General features: G+C 72.3%; 20 protein-coding genes. 6 read left to right on the forward strand and 14 right to left on the reverse strand.

The genetic code is table 11. The features are described 5' to 3' along the window. Positions 1-417: 417 nt before the first annotated feature. Complete coding sequence (locus AB0H81_RS29145; protein ID WP_358380959.1) at positions 418-711, reverse strand: TetR/AcrR family transcriptional regulator C-terminal domain-containing protein; 294 nt, start codon at positions 709-711, stop codon at positions 418-420. Between AB0H81_RS29145 and AB0H81_RS29150 the strand changes: the two genes are divergently transcribed. Beyond that, positions 676-1,170: a hypothetical protein gene (locus AB0H81_RS29150; RefSeq protein ID WP_358380961.1), complete on the forward strand. Its 495-nt coding sequence runs from the start codon at positions 676-678 to the stop codon at positions 1,168-1,170. The genes AB0H81_RS29145 and AB0H81_RS29150 overlap by 36 nt on opposite strands. 61 nt (positions 1,171-1,231) lie before the next feature. Here the strand turns inward: AB0H81_RS29150 and AB0H81_RS29155 are convergent, their stop codons facing one another. Then, the gene (locus AB0H81_RS29155; protein ID WP_358380963.1) at positions 1,232-2,002 is read right to left on the reverse strand and encodes a MerR family transcriptional regulator; all 771 of its coding nucleotides are present in this window, start codon (positions 2,000-2,002) and stop codon (positions 1,232-1,234) included. 17 nt (positions 2,003-2,019) lie between these two features. Continuing rightward, positions 2,020-2,901 (reverse strand): alpha/beta hydrolase, encoded by an 882-nt coding sequence (locus tag AB0H81_RS29160; protein ID WP_358380965.1) that lies wholly within the window; start codon positions 2,899-2,901, stop codon positions 2,020-2,022. A 113-nt stretch (positions 2,902-3,014) separates the two neighbouring features. Here AB0H81_RS29160 and AB0H81_RS29165 point away from each other — a divergent pair, with 113 nt between their 5' ends. Together AB0H81_RS29165 and AB0H81_RS29170 are read left to right on the forward strand one after the other, a co-directional pair. Continuing rightward, positions 3,015-3,986, forward strand: a complete 972-nt coding sequence (locus AB0H81_RS29165; RefSeq protein ID WP_358380967.1) for a hypothetical protein — start codon at positions 3,015-3,017, stop codon at positions 3,984-3,986. Positions 3,987-4,110: 124 nt separating this feature from the next. Continuing rightward, the gene (locus AB0H81_RS29170) at positions 4,111-4,239 is read left to right on the forward strand and encodes a hypothetical protein (RefSeq protein WP_344576267.1); all 129 of its coding nucleotides are present in this window, start codon (positions 4,111-4,113) and stop codon (positions 4,237-4,239) included. Between the two features lie 79 nt (positions 4,240-4,318). Here the strand turns inward: AB0H81_RS29170 and AB0H81_RS29175 are convergent, their stop codons facing one another. The 8 genes from AB0H81_RS29175 to AB0H81_RS29210 all read right to left on the reverse strand — a co-directional run bounded on the left by AB0H81_RS29175 (position 4,319) and on the right by AB0H81_RS29210 (position 10,774). Next, positions 4,319-4,807, reverse strand: a complete 489-nt coding sequence (locus tag AB0H81_RS29175; RefSeq protein ID WP_358380969.1) for a hypothetical protein — start codon at positions 4,805-4,807, stop codon at positions 4,319-4,321. Between the two features lie 172 nt (positions 4,808-4,979). Then, positions 4,980-5,894 carry a sigma-70 family RNA polymerase sigma factor gene (locus tag AB0H81_RS29180; protein WP_358380971.1) on the reverse strand — a complete coding sequence of 305 codons (915 nt, stop codon included), beginning with the start codon at positions 5,892-5,894 and terminating at the stop codon, positions 4,980-4,982. Between the two features lie 10 nt (positions 5,895-5,904). Further along, positions 5,905-6,291, reverse strand: coding sequence for an STAS domain-containing protein (locus tag AB0H81_RS29185; RefSeq protein WP_253773637.1), 387 nt, complete (start codon positions 6,289-6,291; stop codon positions 5,905-5,907). A 41-nt stretch (positions 6,292-6,332) separates the two neighbouring features. Next, on the reverse strand, positions 6,333-7,307 hold the full coding sequence (locus tag AB0H81_RS29190) for a phosphotriesterase-related protein (protein WP_358380974.1): 975 nt from the start codon (positions 7,305-7,307) through the stop codon (positions 6,333-6,335). 216 nt (positions 7,308-7,523) lie between these two features. Next, positions 7,524-8,435 (reverse strand): class I tRNA ligase family protein, encoded by a 912-nt coding sequence (locus tag AB0H81_RS29195; protein ID WP_358380975.1) that lies wholly within the window; start codon positions 8,433-8,435, stop codon positions 7,524-7,526. After that, on the reverse strand, positions 8,393-9,148 hold the full coding sequence (locus tag AB0H81_RS29200) for a class I tRNA ligase family protein (RefSeq protein ID WP_358380977.1): 756 nt from the start codon (positions 9,146-9,148) through the stop codon (positions 8,393-8,395). Before AB0H81_RS29200 ends, AB0H81_RS29195 begins: the two co-directional genes overlap by 43 nt. 312 nt (positions 9,149-9,460) lie before the next feature. Continuing rightward, positions 9,461-10,093, reverse strand: coding sequence for an amino acid permease (locus tag AB0H81_RS29205; RefSeq protein WP_358380979.1), 633 nt, complete (start codon positions 10,091-10,093; stop codon positions 9,461-9,463). 222 nt (positions 10,094-10,315) lie between these two features. Beyond that, the gene (locus tag AB0H81_RS29210; RefSeq protein ID WP_358380981.1) at positions 10,316-10,774 is read right to left on the reverse strand and encodes a universal stress protein; all 459 of its coding nucleotides are present in this window, start codon (positions 10,772-10,774) and stop codon (positions 10,316-10,318) included. A 95-nt stretch (positions 10,775-10,869) separates the two neighbouring features. Between AB0H81_RS29210 and AB0H81_RS29215 the strand changes: the two genes are divergently transcribed. Next, on the forward strand, positions 10,870-11,235 hold the full coding sequence (locus AB0H81_RS29215; protein ID WP_358380983.1) for a hypothetical protein: 366 nt from the start codon (positions 10,870-10,872) through the stop codon (positions 11,233-11,235). On the opposite strand, the gene AB0H81_RS29220 is transcribed toward AB0H81_RS29215, so the two are convergent. Beyond that, positions 11,196-11,837 (reverse strand): DUF998 domain-containing protein, encoded by a 642-nt coding sequence (locus tag AB0H81_RS29220; protein WP_358380985.1) that lies wholly within the window; start codon positions 11,835-11,837, stop codon positions 11,196-11,198. The two genes, AB0H81_RS29215 and AB0H81_RS29220, sit on opposite strands and share 40 nt — an antisense overlap. Before the next feature lie 206 nt (positions 11,838-12,043). Next, entirely contained in the window at positions 12,044-12,970 is a 927-nt protein-coding gene (locus AB0H81_RS29225; RefSeq protein ID WP_358380987.1) for an anti-sigma factor RsbA family regulatory protein, read from the reverse strand. Positions 12,971-13,272: 302 nt separating this feature from the next. Between AB0H81_RS29225 and AB0H81_RS29230 the strand changes: the two genes are divergently transcribed. Beyond that, positions 13,273-13,653, forward strand: coding sequence for a hypothetical protein (locus AB0H81_RS29230; RefSeq protein WP_358380989.1), 381 nt, complete (start codon positions 13,273-13,275; stop codon positions 13,651-13,653). Positions 13,654-13,782: 129 nt separating this feature from the next. Then, positions 13,783-15,285 (forward strand): DUF2079 domain-containing protein, encoded by a 1,503-nt coding sequence (locus AB0H81_RS29235; protein ID WP_358380991.1) that lies wholly within the window; start codon positions 13,783-13,785, stop codon positions 15,283-15,285. Here the strand turns inward: AB0H81_RS29235 and AB0H81_RS29240 are convergent. Continuing rightward, positions 15,282-16,391, reverse strand: a complete 1,110-nt coding sequence (locus AB0H81_RS29240) for a glycosyltransferase family 4 protein (protein ID WP_358380993.1) — start codon at positions 16,389-16,391, stop codon at positions 15,282-15,284. The two genes, AB0H81_RS29235 and AB0H81_RS29240, sit on opposite strands and share 4 nt — an antisense overlap. Positions 16,392-16,416 lie beyond the last annotated feature (25 nt).

Genomic DNA, 16,416 nt, shown 5'->3' on the forward strand with positions numbered 1-16,416 from the left:
GCCGGGAGGCGATCGACAGGGTGGACGCGGCCCTGGCGACGCTCCTGGAGCGGCGCGCCGAGGCCCTCCGCAAGGCAGGCCTCACGGGCGACCAGCGCTGAGGTCGCTCCAGCCGTAGGACGTAGGGGTCCGGGCGGGGTCTCGGGTACACCGGAGACCGCGCCCGGACCCCAGCCCCGTCCAGGCACCCGGCCCGCGCGCCGGCCCCCAGCCCCGTCCGGACACCCCGGCCCGCGCCTCCGGAGGGCCCTCAGCCCCGGCGATACGCTCCGGCCCGCACCTCCGGACCAAAACCCCCAACCCCCCATACGCCCCGACCCGCGCGCCCAGGACCGCCAACCGGACCTCACCCCTCGACGCGCTCACTCGCCCCTTATGAGCACGATCGGACGCTCCTCAGGGTCGCCTTCGGACGCCTCAGGGTCGCGCTGGGGCGTGTTCCTCCACCAGGGCGGCGAAGCCGTCGAGGTGGCGTCCAAGGCTGTACTCGAACAGCCCGTCCAGGTCCGACACCGTCTCCTGGGGAATCGCGGCCAGCAGGGGGAAGCGCCCGCCGGCGAGGAGTTCGTCGGCCCGCTCGCGCTGCGCCACCCACCACCGGTCGAGCGTCACCCCGGTCTCCTGCTCCGCCTCGACCTCGTCCGCCATGGTCAGCGCGGCGTTGACGACCAGTGCGTGCAGCGTGAGCGCCTCGCGGATCCGGGTCGTCATGGGCAGCCCAAGCCCGTCGAGCGCGCGCAGGGCGACAGCCTGCTCCCGCTGGTGCAGGCGGCGCTGGTCGCCGATCCGGCGGTCCTGGGGGTGACCCGGGTCAACTGGCGCTCGGCCGACCCGGCGGTGTTCCAGGGCGTCAAGGAGTGCCTCGCCGCCGACTTCACCGACGAGGGGGTGAGCCGGCTGCTCAACCTGCTCGTACCCGACGAGACCGCCACCATTCCCCTGACCGACGCCCGGGGCGAAGCAGACACGTGGGGCCGCATCCCCCGGACCTATGTCCGTTTCACCCTCGACCGGCTGATCCCGCCGGCGTTGCAGGACCGCTTCATCGCCGAGGCCGACCGCCTGACTCCGGACAACCCGACCGACGTACGCAGCGTCGCGGCGCCCCATGTCGGCCCGTTCGACCGGCCCGAACTGGTGGAGATCTTCTCCGAGCTCCTCAGCCGCTGATCCCGGAGTCGCGCCCCGCGACGGCCGGGCCACGCCGGCCCGGCCGACCGGTGGGCGCCCCTCATGGGTCCACCCGTTCGAGCTTGGTCCAGCCGGTCCAGCCGCGCTCCTTCAACAGCTCGATCAGCCGGCGGGCCGGCGGCGCGGTGTCGAACGCCAGCGTGTCCATCAGCTCGGCGAACCTTGGCTCGATGTCGGTGTCGCCGACGTAGTCCGCGCCTTGCTCGTCGGTCATCTGCGTGAGGTAGACGGCCAGCTTGTCGGCCAGCTCGACCAGCCGGTGGTCGTCGGCGGCCCAGTCAATGGCCTCACCCAGGGTGAGATAGAACTCGATGAACCGCGGGTCGGCGATCTGCGCCCGCTTGCGTGCCGTCCACTCCGGGACCCGCTCGGGCGATCGCGCGGCCAGCGGGATCCAGCCCTCGCGTTCCACCTGGATGATCCGCTCGTCGACGCCGAGCTCCCGCAGCCGGTCCAGAAGCTCGACCACCTCCGGCGGCAGCGCCAGGTTGTCCCCGGCGGCGAGCCGGGCGATCCGCTCCCGGTTGCGCTGCCGCTCCCGGATCTCCGCGCGCAGCCGCCTGTCGATGTCCGCGACCGCCGCGGCGAACTCCTCCTCGCCGGCCCGCAAGAGCTCCCGCACCCTCGCCAGCGGGACCCCGGCGTCGGCGAGGGTTCGGATCTTGACCAGCTCGACCACGGCTTCGGCGCCGTACCTCCGGTAGCCGAAGTGGTCCCGCTCGGGCTCCGGCAGCAGCCCCTTGGCGTGATAGTGCCGCACCGCGCGCACCGTCACTCCGGCGTACGACGCCAGCTCACCGATGGTCAGCATCGGACCAGTCTCCCAGTTCAGGAAGTCGTCTGACCGACTGGGCCGCGCCGGATGATCGCGGCGATCTCCGGGGCGTGGGTGAGGACCAGCTGGTGATCGGCGTCGAGCCAGGACGTCGAGATGCGCGGCTGCTCACGGACCAGCCGCTCGACGCCGGCACGCCAGTTCTCGTTGAACCGCGGCGCATGCCCTTCGCCGCTGTCGCCGGCCATCGAGGTCGACATGATCATGCTGATCGGGCAGTCGATCTTCCGGTAACGGTCGAGGATGCCGGACCGGACCGCATCGATCTCGACGTTCAGCTCGAGGATCTCCTGGCCGGTGAGCAACACCTGACGCGCGGTCCCCCGCTTCGCCTCCTGCTGCGTCGCCAGGTCCTCCCACATCGCGCGGAAGGCCGCCAGGTCGGCCTCGGTGATGAACGGTTCCGGCACCGGGTTCGCCCCGTCGATGAGAACCAGCTCGGCGACGCTGTCAGGGTGCTCGGAGGCATGGTGCACGGCCAGGTCCGCGCCCAGCGAGTAGCCCACGAGGACGGGCGCCGAGGGCAGGTCGAGGCGTCCCAGCTCCGCGAACACGGCGGCCAGATCGCCGAGGAACGCCTCGAAGGAGTACCGGCCGGCGGCGGAGGAGAGGCCGTGGCCCCTGAGGTCGAAGGTCACCACGTCGTGGTCGCGCCGCAGCAGCTCGATCAGCTCGTGCAGATCGGCCTGCGTGGAGCTCAGCCCCGGGCACAGGACCAGCGGTCGTCCCCTGCCCCCGCGGGACATCGGGATCGTGACACCGTCGTGGTGGATCGTGAAGTGCCGCATCGTCCTGTCGCCTCTCATCGTCGTGTCGCCCCCTCCGGCCCGCCGGCGGTCGTCGCGCCGGCCGGCCGCATGGGTGCCGGTGGTCATGCCGACCATGCTGGGAGATTGACCCTGCGTCAGTGCCAACCCCGCGGAGGCGTGGTCCGCGGGCCCGGGAAGCCCGGCGCGCTCCGCCGGTTCTCGTGGACTACGGTCGGAGGGTGAGCACTCCAGCGTTGACCACGGCGATCACCCAGGCCCGCGACCTGCTCAGGTGGCGTTCACCCCTGCGCACCGAGCTGTGGGCGTCACGGCTCACGTGCGGGCTGGAGCCGGCCGAGGCCCGCCGGTTCGTCCAGGAGCTGGTGGAGGCCGGCACGCCCGAGACCCGCCTCACGCTGGCCGCCCTGGCCGCCATCGCCCCCGGCCGGTACGCGGCCCACGGCGAGCAGGCGCGGGACGCGTTGCCCGGGTGGGTGGAACGGATGGGGCAGGTGGACTGCCACGGAGCCTGGTACGGCAGGGCCGACCGGCACGGGCAGCAGACCCTCGCCGCCCTGTCCTTCCGCTACCGCAACGGCAAGGAGCCGCACCTGCTGATCGTCGCCGTCGACCAGGTCAACGGCGGCCTGGCGGTGGACGCGCTGGTCGAGGAGCCCAAGTTCCTCGACGACCTGAGCCTGGAGGCGGCCGAGCCCCGGGTGGTGGCGGGACGGATCCTGGACGCCCTGGAGCTCACCGACCGCGTCATGGGGGCGGCGGTCGCCGACACCTTCCCCGAGGTGCGGCTCTTCGCGCTGGCCCGCGCCCTGACGGTTCCCGATCCCGTACGGCCGGCGCCCGACGACACGCTGTCCCGCTTCCACGACCTGCCGGCCGCGAAGGGCGCGGAGGAGGCGTTCGCGAAGCTGGCGGAGTTCATCGGGGATCGTCCCCTGTGGTGGAGTCCAGGGAGAGTGTCGCAGTTCCTCACCTCGTGGCTGCCCCGCGAGGCCATCCTGTCGCCCGACGCGATCTCCGCCATGCCGGACGTGGTGCGCGCCTGGAGCCGCTTCGCCGGCGCCGACCCGGAGGTCCTGCGCCGGGTGGAGGCCGACGCCCCCCGCCTGGCGGCGCTGATGGCCGACGAGTCCCTGGCCGGGTTCGGCAAGCGCCTGGCCCAGAGCCGCCTCCACCCTCAGGACGCCGACTGACCCGGCCCCTCCCGCGCGTCCGCCGTCCGTGCGGCGGCGGGGCGGCGCCGTCCCCGGAGAGAGGCGGTGGGCGGGCCGGGGCTGGACGTAGTGGCGAGCGCGGGCGGCTATGCTGCGCAGTGTCGTGTACGCCGCCCTCCGGGGCGTGACGAGGGAGATCCGCGAGATGTACAAGGAGTTCGCTGCCGAGGCCGTGGTCTGGGTGGTACCGATCGTGGTGCTGATCGGCCTGGCCCTTCTCGTCACCTCCTGACGGCCAGGGGCCGAGCCGGGCTCGCGCCCCCAGCCTCCCAGGAGGTCCCGATCACGTTTCCGGCCGGCGGCGGGGCACGTCAGCGGTAGTACTCGTAGTGGACGACCGTGTTGACGTGGGTGTCCCAGCGGATCTCGCCGTCGAGCCACCGGTTCCACATCGACGCCAGCCTGCTGGAGCGCACCGTGCAGCCCGCCCAGCGCTGGCGTTTGGCGCGGAGGGTGCCCACGTAGTCGTAACACGATCCGGCCTTGGTCTTGTTGACCTTCAGCCGGGCGTTGAGCGAGACGTCGTACAGGGTCTTGCGCGAGATGTTAGTGATCTTGACCTTGATGCGGCACGTGTCCTTGCACCGGCCGAGGACGATCTTGTAGCGGATCAGCTGCGCGCCGGCGGCGTTCGGCTTCCCGGCGACGGCGACAGGCGCGGCGGGGACGGCGGCTGTGGTGGCTGTGGTGGCTGTGGTGGCGACCCGGCCCGCCGAAGCGGCTGCCGGAGTCGCCTGCGTGGCGGCCACGGCCGGGAGGGGCGCGGCGGCCAGGACGGCGACGGTCGTGGCGGCGGACAAGGCCGACAGAGCGACACTGGCCGACGAGGCAGACAAGCTACGTAAAGGCGTGACAGAGCGGCAGTTACCCATAATGCCCCCAAAGGCGACGAACCCTCGCTTCCCCCGTCGAAAGCGACTCAGGCTCTTCGATTAACCGTCACGATCCCCACCAGGTCAACGCCCAGAACGCTCACGACGCCCAGGCCATCACGGGCGTCCCCCGCCTGAGCCTTTTCAGCGCCTGCCGCTCCAGTTGCCGGACCCGCTCGCGGGTCAGCCCCATGTGGTCCGCCAGCGTCCCGTACGTCGCGACCTCGCGCCCCGCCAGGCCGTACCGGTTTCTGATGACGAACGCCTCGCGCGGCGGGAGCGCGGTGACGAGCTCGCGCAGTTCGGCGCTCATGGCCCGTTGCTCGGTGAGCTCGTGGACCTGCGGGCCGTCCTCGTCGGCGATCAGGTCGCCGAGGTTGCTCTCCCCGTGCTCGCCGACCGGCAGATCGAGGCTCACCATGTCCTGGGCGAGCCGGCGCAGCCCGGTGACCTCCTCGATCGTGCGTCCGGCGGCCGCGGCCAGTTCCGCGTCGCGCGGCTCGCGCCCCAGTTCGGCGGCGAGCCGCCGGGTCGTCCTCGCCAGGCGCGACAGCTCCTCGCCGACGTGCGTCGGCAGCCGCACCGTACGGCTCTTGTCGTGGATGCCACGCTCGATGGCCTGGCGGATCCACCACATCCCGTACGTGGAGAACTTGTAGCCGCGCTTGTAGTCGAACTTCTCCACGGCCCGCATCAGCCCGAGGTTGCCCTCCTGGATGACGTCGAGCAGCGGCAGCCCGCGCTGGGCGTAACGCCGGGCGGCGGCCACCACGAGGCGCAGGTTCGACCTGATGAGCAGGTCCTTGGCGCGCAGTCCCTCGTCGCGGATCTCACGCAGCTCGGCGAGGCTCGCCGCCTCCCGATCCCCGCCGGGGGCGAGGGCGATCAGGTGGCCGGCGTACAGGCCGGCCTCGACGCGCCGCGCGAGCTCGACCTCGTCGGCGGCGGACAGCAGCGGGATGCCACCGATCTGCTTCAGGTAGACACCCAGAGGGTCGGGCTCGTGGGCCGGCATGCCCTCGCGACTACCCCGGGAACGGCGGTGAATTCCCCGGTTCGCTGAGTTCTGCGATGGCCAGCTCGGCCGTGCTGCGGATGTCGAAGAACTTGTCCAGCGCCGTGATCGCGAACAGGTGCTTGCACCTGCCGTTCAGCCCGGCGAGGAGCAGCCGCCCGCCGGACGCGGTGACGGCCTTGTGCACGTACACCAGCACCGACAGACCGGACGAGTCGCACACCTCGACGCCCTGCATGTCGATGACCAGCATGGGCGGCTGGGTGAGATCGAGCGCCTTGGTGACGCGATCACGCACTTCGGCGGCTGAGGCGAAATCGAAGTCTCCTGTGAGCCTCGCGATGACGCATGGGCCTTGGAGCCCCAAGCTGATCGACAAGGCTTGCTCCGAAGTCACCCAGCTCCACCTACCCGCATTGCGTTACCGATCCCACTACTTTACGCAAAGTAGCTTCTCGGGTTATACACCAGCATCTGGTCGATCTGTTCCCGCGCCACGCCCGATTCCATCAACATTGCCAGGACTTGGCCGTGAATGTGATCGTATCGCCAGTCAGGGGCGAAGGAGGCAAGGGCGTCGTCCCAGGCCCCGCCGAAGTAGTCCATGAAGCAAGCCGTGTCGTGGCTGAGCACCATCCGGTCCGCGTACCCGCGCCTGCACAGTTCCGCGATCGTGGCCACGCGCCGCTCGGTCGTGTTGTACACGTCCAGCCCGAACCGGTCCATGCCGAGCGTGGCGCCCGTGTCCGCCAGGCTCATGAGGTGGTCGAGGTCGTTGGAGTCGCCGGCGTGGCCGACGATCACCTTGGTCAGGTCCACGCCCTCCTTGGCGAACAGGTCCAGCGCGATCGTCCCGGTGCGCGCCGCCGCGTTCGTGTGCACGGTGATGGGGGCGCCCGTGCGCAGGTGCGCCTGAGCGACGGCGCGGCAGATGCGCTCGACGCCGGGTGTCAGCCCCTTCTCCTCGACCACGCACTTGAGGAACGCGGCCCTCACCCCGGTGTCGGCGATGCCCACGGTCAGGTCGCGCACGAAGTCGTCCACCATCGGGTCCGGGCCGTCCAGCAGCAGGCCGGGGCCCCGATGCTCGTACTGGTGCGGCAGTTCCTCGAAGCAGTAGAGGCCGGTGGCGACGATGATGTGCAGCTCCGGCACCTCGGCGGCGATGCGCTGAATGCGCGGGATGTACCGGCCGAGACCCCACACGGTCGGGTCGACGAGGGTCCGCACGCCCAAGGCGGCCAGCGCGTTGAGCTTGCGGATCGCGTCGGCCACGCGGAACTCCTCGTCCCACCAGACGCCCCGGCCGTAGTTCTCCACATGCTCGGGCGAGAGGACGAACACGTGCTCGTGCATCAGCGTCTGGCCGAGCTCGGCGACGTCCACGGGGCCTCGGACGGTGGGGACGGGCATGGTCACACCTCCATACCGGCCGGACGGTATGCGCGCTCCCGCGAGCGCCGCCCACACACCGTACGGGGTGGCTGTGCGCCAACCTAAGCGCGCCCCCGGGCCCGGTCAACGCCCGAGCCCGGGCACGCCGCCGAAGTGGCCGAAGTCGTCACGTCGAAGCCGTCGGAGCGGTCGGCACCCGAGCCAGGACGAACCGGAACACGGCGGACGGAGCGATCAGCTCCCAAGGCGGGGGAACAGCGGGCGCGGCTCGGGGAGGCGCTCCCCGTCGACCGCCGCCGCCACGCGCGCCGCCGCTGACGGCAGGAAGGGCTCCAGCTGTACGGCCAGCGCCCGACACGCCGCCACCAGCGTGGCCAGCGACGCCTCCCGCTCCGCCGGCGGCTGCCGCCACGGCCGGGCGCGCTCGACGTACGCGTTCGCCGCCTCCACGATCGCCTGCACGGCGGCCGTGGCCCGGCGGAAGTCGTAGTCCGCCAGCGCCTCGTCCACGAGCCTTCCGGCCCGCTCCACAACCTCCTCCAGAACCCGCCCCGCCTCCACGACCTCGGACAGGGCCAGCCCCGCCTCAGCGGCATTCGCTCGCCCCGAGTCCGTGGCAGGGGATCTCTCGGGCGCCGTGGCGAGAGCCCGCCCGGCGCTCGCCACGGCGGCGTCCCGCTCCCCCGTCACCGCGGAAGAGCCCAGCCCGGCCGTCACCGCAGGAGAGCCCGACCCAGCCGTCACACCGAGGGAGCCCGGTCCGGCGTGGCGGGTCACGTGACCGTCCTGGAAGCGGTGGACCATCGTGACCACCCGGTTGACCAGGTTGCCGATGCCGTTGGCCAGGTCCTCGTCGGCGCGGGCGACCAGCCGTTCCTCGGTGAAGTCGGCGTCCCCCACGCGCGGCACCTCCCGCAGCAGCCACCACCGCACGGCGTCGGCACCGTACGCCCGCACGAGCGCCACCGGATCGACGGTGACGCCCGACGACTTGCTGATCTTGCGCCCGCCGGCCGTCAGGTAGTCGTGGACCACGATGTCACTCGGCAGCGGCAGCCCCGCCGACAGCAGCATCGCCGGCCAGTAGACCGCGTGGAACCGGATCACGCCCTTGCCCACCAGGTGGACCTTGCGGGGCTCGCGCACCCATCACCGCTCGTAGTCGTCCTCCAGCGCGGTGACGTAGTTGGCCAGGGCGTCCCACCACACGTACACCACTGATCGGGGTCGCCGGGCACCGGGATGCCCCAGCCGCGGGCGCGGGCGGCGGAGCGGGAGACGCTCAGGTCGTCCAGGCCGCCCTTCAGGAACGCGAGCACCTCGTTGCGGCGCGCGGCCGGTTCGACGCGCAGCCGACCGCCGCCGATGAGGTCGAGCAGCTGGTCCCGGTAGCGCGACAGGCGGAAGAACCAGTTCTCCTCCGCCACCCGCTGCAACGGCGCCTCGTGCCCGTCCGGGCAGGGAGCCTCCGCGTAGAACTGTTCGCAGCCCACGCAGTACAGGCCCTCGTAGGAGCGCCGGTAGAGGTCGCGGGACACGGCCTTCCAGATCCGCTCGACGCCCGCCCGGTGCCCGGGGTGGCGGCTCGTCCGGATGAAGGAGTCGAACGACAGCTCCAGCGGCTCGCGCAGCGCCTCGAAGGCCGCCGCGTTGCGGTCCACCAGCTCCCGGACCGGCACACCCTCGGCTTCGGCGGCCAGGACGTTCTTGAGCGAGTTGTCGTCGGTGCCGGTCTGGAAACGCACGGGCTCGCCGCGGCGGCGGTGGTGGCGGGCGAGCACGTCCGCCTGCACGATCTCCAGGGCGAACCCCAGGTGCGGGCGGGCGTTGACGTAGGGGATCGTGGTCGTGACGTACATCCGGTACCTCCTATGGGGCCGGACGTGACGAAGGCCCCGGTCAGCGGGGCCTCGACAGGACGTGGACGGAACCCCCTACGGGGCGGTCATCACCGTGCGCAGCGTCATGCCGCCGATGCTACACCCGGGCCCCCCACACCCGCCCGCCATTTTCCCGCCGCCGTACCCGGTCCCCAGGCATGCCAGCGCCGGCGCGGCGGCAAACCCTTCCCCCCGCCGCTGTGCACGGCGCAACCGGTTCCCCGCGCCGCCATACGCGGCCCTCAACCATGCCGCCCGCCGTACTCGCCGGCCGGTGCGTCCCGCGCTGCCCTACGGCCGTGCTGATCTTCGGTGGTGGACCGCCACCCAGACGAGCGCGCCCACGGCGAAGACCGCCAGCCCGGCCACCACGGAACCCCACGGCAGCGTGGCGGCGAGCACCAGGCACAGGACGACTCCCACCACGGGCACGACCTTGGGCGGAGCGCCCTCTTCCCGCGTCAGGGTGAGCGCGGCGGCGTTGGCGATCGCGTAGTACACCAGGACGCCGAACGACGAGAACCCGATCGCCCCGCGCAAGTCGGCCACCAGCAGCAGCACGACCACCGCGACGCTGAGGCCGGGGGCCACGTAGGCGCCGAAGGTCAGGGCCATGGCGGCGCAGGAGGCGGTCTTGCCGACCGTGAAGCCCCAGCCGGCAAGGTAGCCCCAGAACGGGCCGAGCCGCCGCCGGCCGTACACGTAGGTGCCGCCCGACTCGGGATAGAGGGCGGCCAGGCGGGCCGAGGACGTGGCGTTGCAGTAGGCGACGACGGCGGCCAGCGCGAGCGCGGCGAGCAGCCACGGCCCGGCGGCCGCAGCCGCGGGCGCGAACGCCGCGAACACGCCCGCGCCGATCATGGCGCTCAGCCCGACGACGACCGCGTCACCGGTCCCGAGTCGCCGCGCCAGTCCCTCGCTCACGTGACCCCTTCCTCACCGGGAGTCACTCTGCCCTACGCCACCTTCTCGATTCCCGGGCCGACGCCCTCCTTGGAGGTCACACCCGGAACCCGACGAAAAGTCACGTCAGGCGCCCGACGAGGAGTCACCTCAGGCGCCCGACGGGGAGTCACGCCAAGCGCCCGGCACAGGTCGGTGCGCCGGGCCCGGCACAGGTCGGCGCGGCTCGGGCGGCCGGACGCGTCAGGAGTCCGTGTGCGGGGCGGGGACCACGAGGACGGGCCTGGTGGCGTGGTGCAGCACCCGGTCGGACGTGCTGCCCAGCAGCAGCGACCGGATCCCGCCCATGCCGCGCGTCCCCGTCACGATGAGCGTGGCGCCGACCTCCTCGGCAACGTCCACGATGGCCGACCACACGGACAAGGCGTCGGTCGCCACCCGGGGCGTGCCCTCCAGACCGGCCTCACCGGCGAGCCTGGCCCCCTCGGCCGCCAGCTCCTCCATCGACCGCTCGATCGCGGCGTCCTCGGCGCTCGTGTCGCCCACCGCCACCACGAGTCCGGCCGACGCCCGCGCGGACGTCATCGCGGCCCGCTCCCACACGGTCAGCACCACGGCCGGCTGCCCCTTCAGCAGCGTGCCGGCGTACGCGATCGCGGCCTTGGCGTCCTCGGACCCGTCATAGGCGATCAGGATGGTCATCTCGTCATCTCCTCAGCGGTACGTTCGTCACATCGGGACCGTCTACCTACCAAAAGCCGGCCGTTTCACGCCTGCGGGACGGGTAGCCCCATGTCATGACGGTGACGAGATTCCATGACCTGCCGCTCGCCGACCGCGACCGCGAGTGGGACGCCGCCGGGGCCGACAAGCGGGTGCGCAAGTGGGCGGGCGCCGAGGACGAGCCGAACGAGAAGTACCGGCAGGCGCACGTCTGGTACGACGCCGGCAACGCCGACGAGTTCGGCGCCTACAAGCTGCCGATCGCCGACGTCGTCGGGGGTGAGCTGAAAGTCGTGCCGCGGGCCGTCATCGCCGCGGCGGGGGTGGTGGACGGCGCCAGGGGCGGGGTACGCATCCCCGAGGACGAGATCCCCCGGGTCAAGGCGCATCTGGCCAAGTACTACGCCAAGATGGGCGACACCGCGCCCTGGGAGCGCTGAGCCGCCCGGCGCGAGGCCGGCCGCAGCATCGACAGACCGGCCAGGGCCAGGACGCCCAGTTCGGAGACGACCACGACGCGCTGGGTCAGCCCGGCCGGCACCTCGTCGTCGGCCAGCGGGATCCCGCACATCCGCACCACGTACGGGATCACGACCAGCAGGAGCGCGCCGAGAGCGATCGAGCTGAGCACCCGCACGGCCCGGGCGTACCGGGGGCGGGTCCTGGCCCACAGCATCCCGGCCGCCGGCATGGCGAGGAACGCGGCGAACGCGGCGTACCGGTGGATGCCGCCCGACAGCGACAGCGGCACACCCGGCCGGTCCGTCGGGAACGCCCCGATGAGGAACATGCTGACCGCCCACGCCACCACCAGCACCACGACGCCGCCGCTCGCGCCGGCCCGGCGCAGCCCCTCGGCGGTGAGCGCGCCGCCCGCCGCGAACAGCGTCAGCGAGGTGGGCAGCAGCCAGCCTCCCGGGTGGAAGGCGTACGAGCTGATCACGGTGTGCATCGGGTCGAGCCCGGTCCAGGTGTGCAGGGCCAGCATGGCGCCCGTCCCGGCGACGATGGTGGAGAGTCCGCTCACAAGCAATGCCTTCATGCCTCAAAGCTCGTGGAACGCGGCTTCGCGGAATATCGGAGATCAGCCCGAAGCGGCCCTGAACGGCCCCCTAATACCTTGGTCGGGGCACCCCTGGGACGGCCCTGGGTGACCTGGGTGGACGTCGTCCCCGAGGGGGCCGCCCTCCTCAGGGGCGGTAGGGCGGGCCCCACCCCGGGACGGGCCCTGCCCGGAGGGCCGGCGGCTCAGCGGGCGGGGATGTCGAAGTAGGCGCGGATCCGGGTGCCGCCGGCGCGTGTGTGGACCCGTACGAGATCGCTCAGCAGGTTGACGATGAGCAGCCCGCGTGAGCCCGCGATGCGCGGGTCCACCGGCTCGCGGCCGGCCAGCGGGTCGGTGATGTGCCCCTTGTCGGCGACCTCGCACACCAGCCGGTCGGCCTCGGCCCAGACCCGGATGTCGCCCGCGCCGCCGCCGTAGTCGAGGCTGTTGGCGCAGAGCTCGGCGACGACCAGGCGGATGTCGTCCAGCCGGGCGCCGTCGAAGCCCAGCTCGGTGGCCAGGCCGACGGCCAGGCCGCGGGCCGCCGCGAAGTTGTCGCGGTCGAAGCGGAGGACGGCGAATCCGCTGGGCTCGGGGAAGGGCCGGTTGTGCTCGCGCACGACGTGGTGGGGGTCGTAGGCGTCGCTGGCCCATTCGCCCTTGAGGTCCTGGAGCACCGGGTGGGTGAGCTCCGCCTCGCGCAGGACCTCGGGGTCGAGCCGATCGGCGTCGTAGGGGCACAGGATCGTGACGTGCCGCCCGGTGAAGGCCAGATTGATCAGCGCCTCGTGCTGGGCGCAGGCGGGGTACTCGGTGGAGCTGCGACCGGCCCAGATCGGCTCGCCGATGATCCGCACGTGCCCGCCGGTGTGGCGGTCGGCGAAGGAGCGCAGCACCCCGGGGATGATGCGGCCGGGGTTGCGGCCCGCCTCCTCCATGTTGAGGAGCCGTACGCGGGCGGCGTCGGCGCCCAGCGCGCTCTCGATGAGCCTGAGGTTCGCGGCAGGCACCGCGACGGCCACCGGCTCATCCGCCGCGAGCCCCTCGCGGATGAAGGCCGTGGTGGCATCGACGTATTCCCGGTCGCCTCGATAGAAGAGCGCCGGGTGCACGAACGGGTCCGCCAGCATCACCCGTCACGGTACCCGCTCGTGAGGAGTTCAAGGCAATCCGTTGGGTATCCCAGGGTTGTGAAGAGAGTCCAGATCGTGCAACGCCCCCGCCCGGCCCAGCAGCCGGCCCCCCTCGACCTGCGCACTCCGTCCGGCCGGCGGCTCCCCTTCTGAGGCCCGGTCGTCCGCGCGAATTCCCCGGTCAAGGCCGCCCGCCTGACGGGGCGGGTCTGTTGGCGGCGTTGTCAGCGGTGTGCAAGTGACGGTCAAGGACCGCCTCATACTGTCCCTTCATCCGCAAAAGCAACGAAGGGCATGAAATGAACTCCCCCAGCCGCCGCATCGCCGTCGCGATCGCGACGCTCACCCTCGCCGGCCTCACCACCGCCTGTGGCGCGCTCGGCAACGCGGTCGACTGCAACCAGGTCGGCAACGAAGTCACCAAGATCATGAATGACTTCAGCGGCTCGATGGCCAAGGTCGCGGCCGACCCCAAGGCGTTCGAGACGGCGGGCGACGAGGCGGCCGCCAAGGTGAAGACCTTGGCCGGCAACTACGACGGCGAGCTCGCCGCCGCCTTGAACGACCTGGCCACCGGTCTCGACGGCCTCAAGATCGACGCCGCGAACCCGAGCGCCACCATGGAGTCGGTGCAGAAGATGCAGGGCTTCGTCACGAAGATCCAGAGCGCCTGCGGCTGACGCCTGCCTCCGGCCGTCGCGACGCCTGCGGGGGGCAGTGCATCGCGGCGGCCGGTCCCTTCCTACGGGAAGCGGGGCCGCCGTCAGGAAAGCCGCATATCCCGAAAAATCCGTCTAACCTAGCTGCTCGTGACGGGCGACACGCTGGCGGGCGACACCGAGGCGACCCCCGCCACCTCCTCCTCCCCCTGGCAGCTCCGCCTCAGCGGCTGGAGACTCCAGCTGAGCGATCACCGGCTCGGAGTGGGCCTGATCGCCCTGCTCTCCGCCGCGATGTACGCGACCGTCGGCCTCGTCAAGCTGGCCACGTTCCGCGCCTCGATCTTCGACCTGGTCATCTTCGACCAGGCGGTGCGCAACTACGCGCACTTCCGGCCCCCGTACGTGCCGGCCGTCGGCGCCTTCCACGGCCGGGGGCTCGAGTACCTGCAGATCGCCGACCACTTCTCCCCCGCGTACGCGCTGCTCGCGCCGTTCTACTGGATCCACGACGGGCCGGAGTCGCTGGTCGTCGCACAGGCGCTGCTGTTCGCCGCCGCGATCCCGTTCGTGTGGCTGTTCACCCGGCGGGTGCTCGGCACCGTCCCCGCCTACCTCGTCGCCGTCGCGTACGCGCTGTCGTGGCCCGTGGCGCAGGCGATCGCGTTCGACGCGCACGAGGTGATGTTCGTCCCGCTGCTCACCTCGATCATGATCGAGCGCTACCACGCGGGACGGCACCTGCCGGCGTTCACGGCGATGGCGGGGCTCCTCCTGGTCAAGGAGGACATGGGGCTGATGGTGATCGGGTTCGCGATCTACCTGTTCGTCACCGGCGAGCGCTTCCGGGGCCTGTGCTGCGCGGCGATCGGCGCGGGCGCGGTGATGCTGACGCGCGGGGCGCTCATCCCCATGCTGGGCGGCAGCACCGACGACTTCTGGGCGTACGGCCACCTCGGGCCGGACGCGCCGAGCGCCGTGCTGACGCTGCTGCGCGACCCCGTCGGCGCGATCCTCATCCCGTTCGACGACGAGGCCAAGGTCGACACGCTCTTCCTGATGGCCTGGCCGACGCTGCTGCTCTGCCTGCTGTCGCCGCTGTCGCTGGCGGCGCTGCCGCACGTGCTCGAACGCATGCTGTCGGACCGCGCCCTGTGGTGGCAGGCGGACTTCCAGTACAGCGCGTTCACCGTGGTCATCCTGCTGTGCGCGGGCGTGGACGGGCTGGCGCGGCTGCTGCGCCGGTTCCGGCGCTCCGACGACCGGTCGCTGAAGCTGGCCTGGGCGTTCGGGGCGTGCGTGATCGCCGTGACGCTGGTCCCCCGCTTCGCCCTGGACCAGCTCTACCATCCGGCCTTCTACCGGGGCGACGAGGTCAAGGTGGCCGCGGCCCGCGAGGCCGTGTCCAAGGTTCCGGCGGGCGTCGTCGTGGAGGCCGCCAACTCGGTCGGGCCCGCGCTCTCCGCGCGCGCCACCGTCCTGCTGTGGACCGGGCAGTCGCGCGGCGCCCCGTGGGTGGTGGCGGACACGGCCCGCTGGGAGTTCCCGTTCGGCTCGGCGGAGGACCAGGCCGCGACGGTCGGCAGGCTGGAGGCCGAGGGTTACCGCAGGGTGTTCGAGCGCGACGGGTACGTGGTGCTCAACCGGCCCTAGCCGATCCGGCCGCCCCTGGCCCGGACCAGGCCGGCGGCCTGGGCGTACGCGCGGTCGAAGCCCTCCAGGACGGCCGGCCAGGAGCCCGCGGCCGGTGGCGTGGCGCGGTTGTGCGCGGTGATCCGGGCCCTCAGCTCCGCGTCGGCCGACAGCCGGGCCACCGCCGCGGCCAGCTCGCCGAGGTCGCGGCCGAGCAGCCCCTCCGTGCCGTGCCGGACGAAGTCGGCCACCCCGCTCTGCGCCCGCGCCACCACGGGCAGCCCGGCGGCGCGGGCCTCCAGCGCCGCGATGCCGAACGACTCGCGCGGCGCGGGCGCCACGAACACGTCGGCCGACTCCAGCACCTTGGCGATCTGCTCGCGCGTGTAGCGGCCGGGCAGCGAGACCCAGCCGGTCATGCCGCGCCGGGCGAGGTAGCGTTCCATGGACCCGCGCGCCGGCCCGTCGCCCACGATCGTGGCCCGCAGCGGCACCGCCGCCGGCACCGCGGCCCGCGCCCGGTCGAGCAGCCGCAGCAGCCGCACCGGCTGCTTGCGCGGCGCCAGCCGGCCGACCGCGACGATGTGCACCTCACCCCCCTCGGAGGGATCGCCGGCCAGGGTCCGCCACGCCGACAGGTCCAGCCCGTTGGAGACGACCCGCACCGGCACGCGCGCGCCCGCGACCGCGCGGATCGGCGCCGCAGCGGCGTTGCTCACCGTCGTGCCCACCAGGCCCCAGCGCTGCCACCCGTACGCCAGGCGCAGCAGGCGGTAGAGGGCGCGCGTGAGCGGGTCCCACATGCTGTGCACGGTCACCACGCACGGCAGCCCGGCCCGTACGGCCGCGCGCACCCCCATCCAGGCGAACGGCGAGACCGCCCCCGTGTGGACGTGCACCACGTCGGGCCGCGAGGCTCTCATGCGGCGCGTGAGATGCCCCACGCCGGCCGGGTGGACGGGCAGGTCGAACGGCATCGGCGCGACGATCCGGTGGACGCCGGGCAGCGCCTCGCCCCTGGTGGCGGTGGCCACCTCGACCTCGTGGCCGGCCTGCCTCTGCATCCGCACGAGGTCGGCGACCTGAACCTCGATCCCCCCGAGCCGCGGCAGGTAACAGTCACTCACGTGAAAGATCCGCACCCCTCCCAGA

The sequence above is a fragment of the Nonomuraea sp. NPDC050691 genome, from assembly GCF_040654455.1.
Classification (GTDB): Bacteria; Actinomycetota; Actinomycetes; order Streptosporangiales; family Streptosporangiaceae; genus Nonomuraea.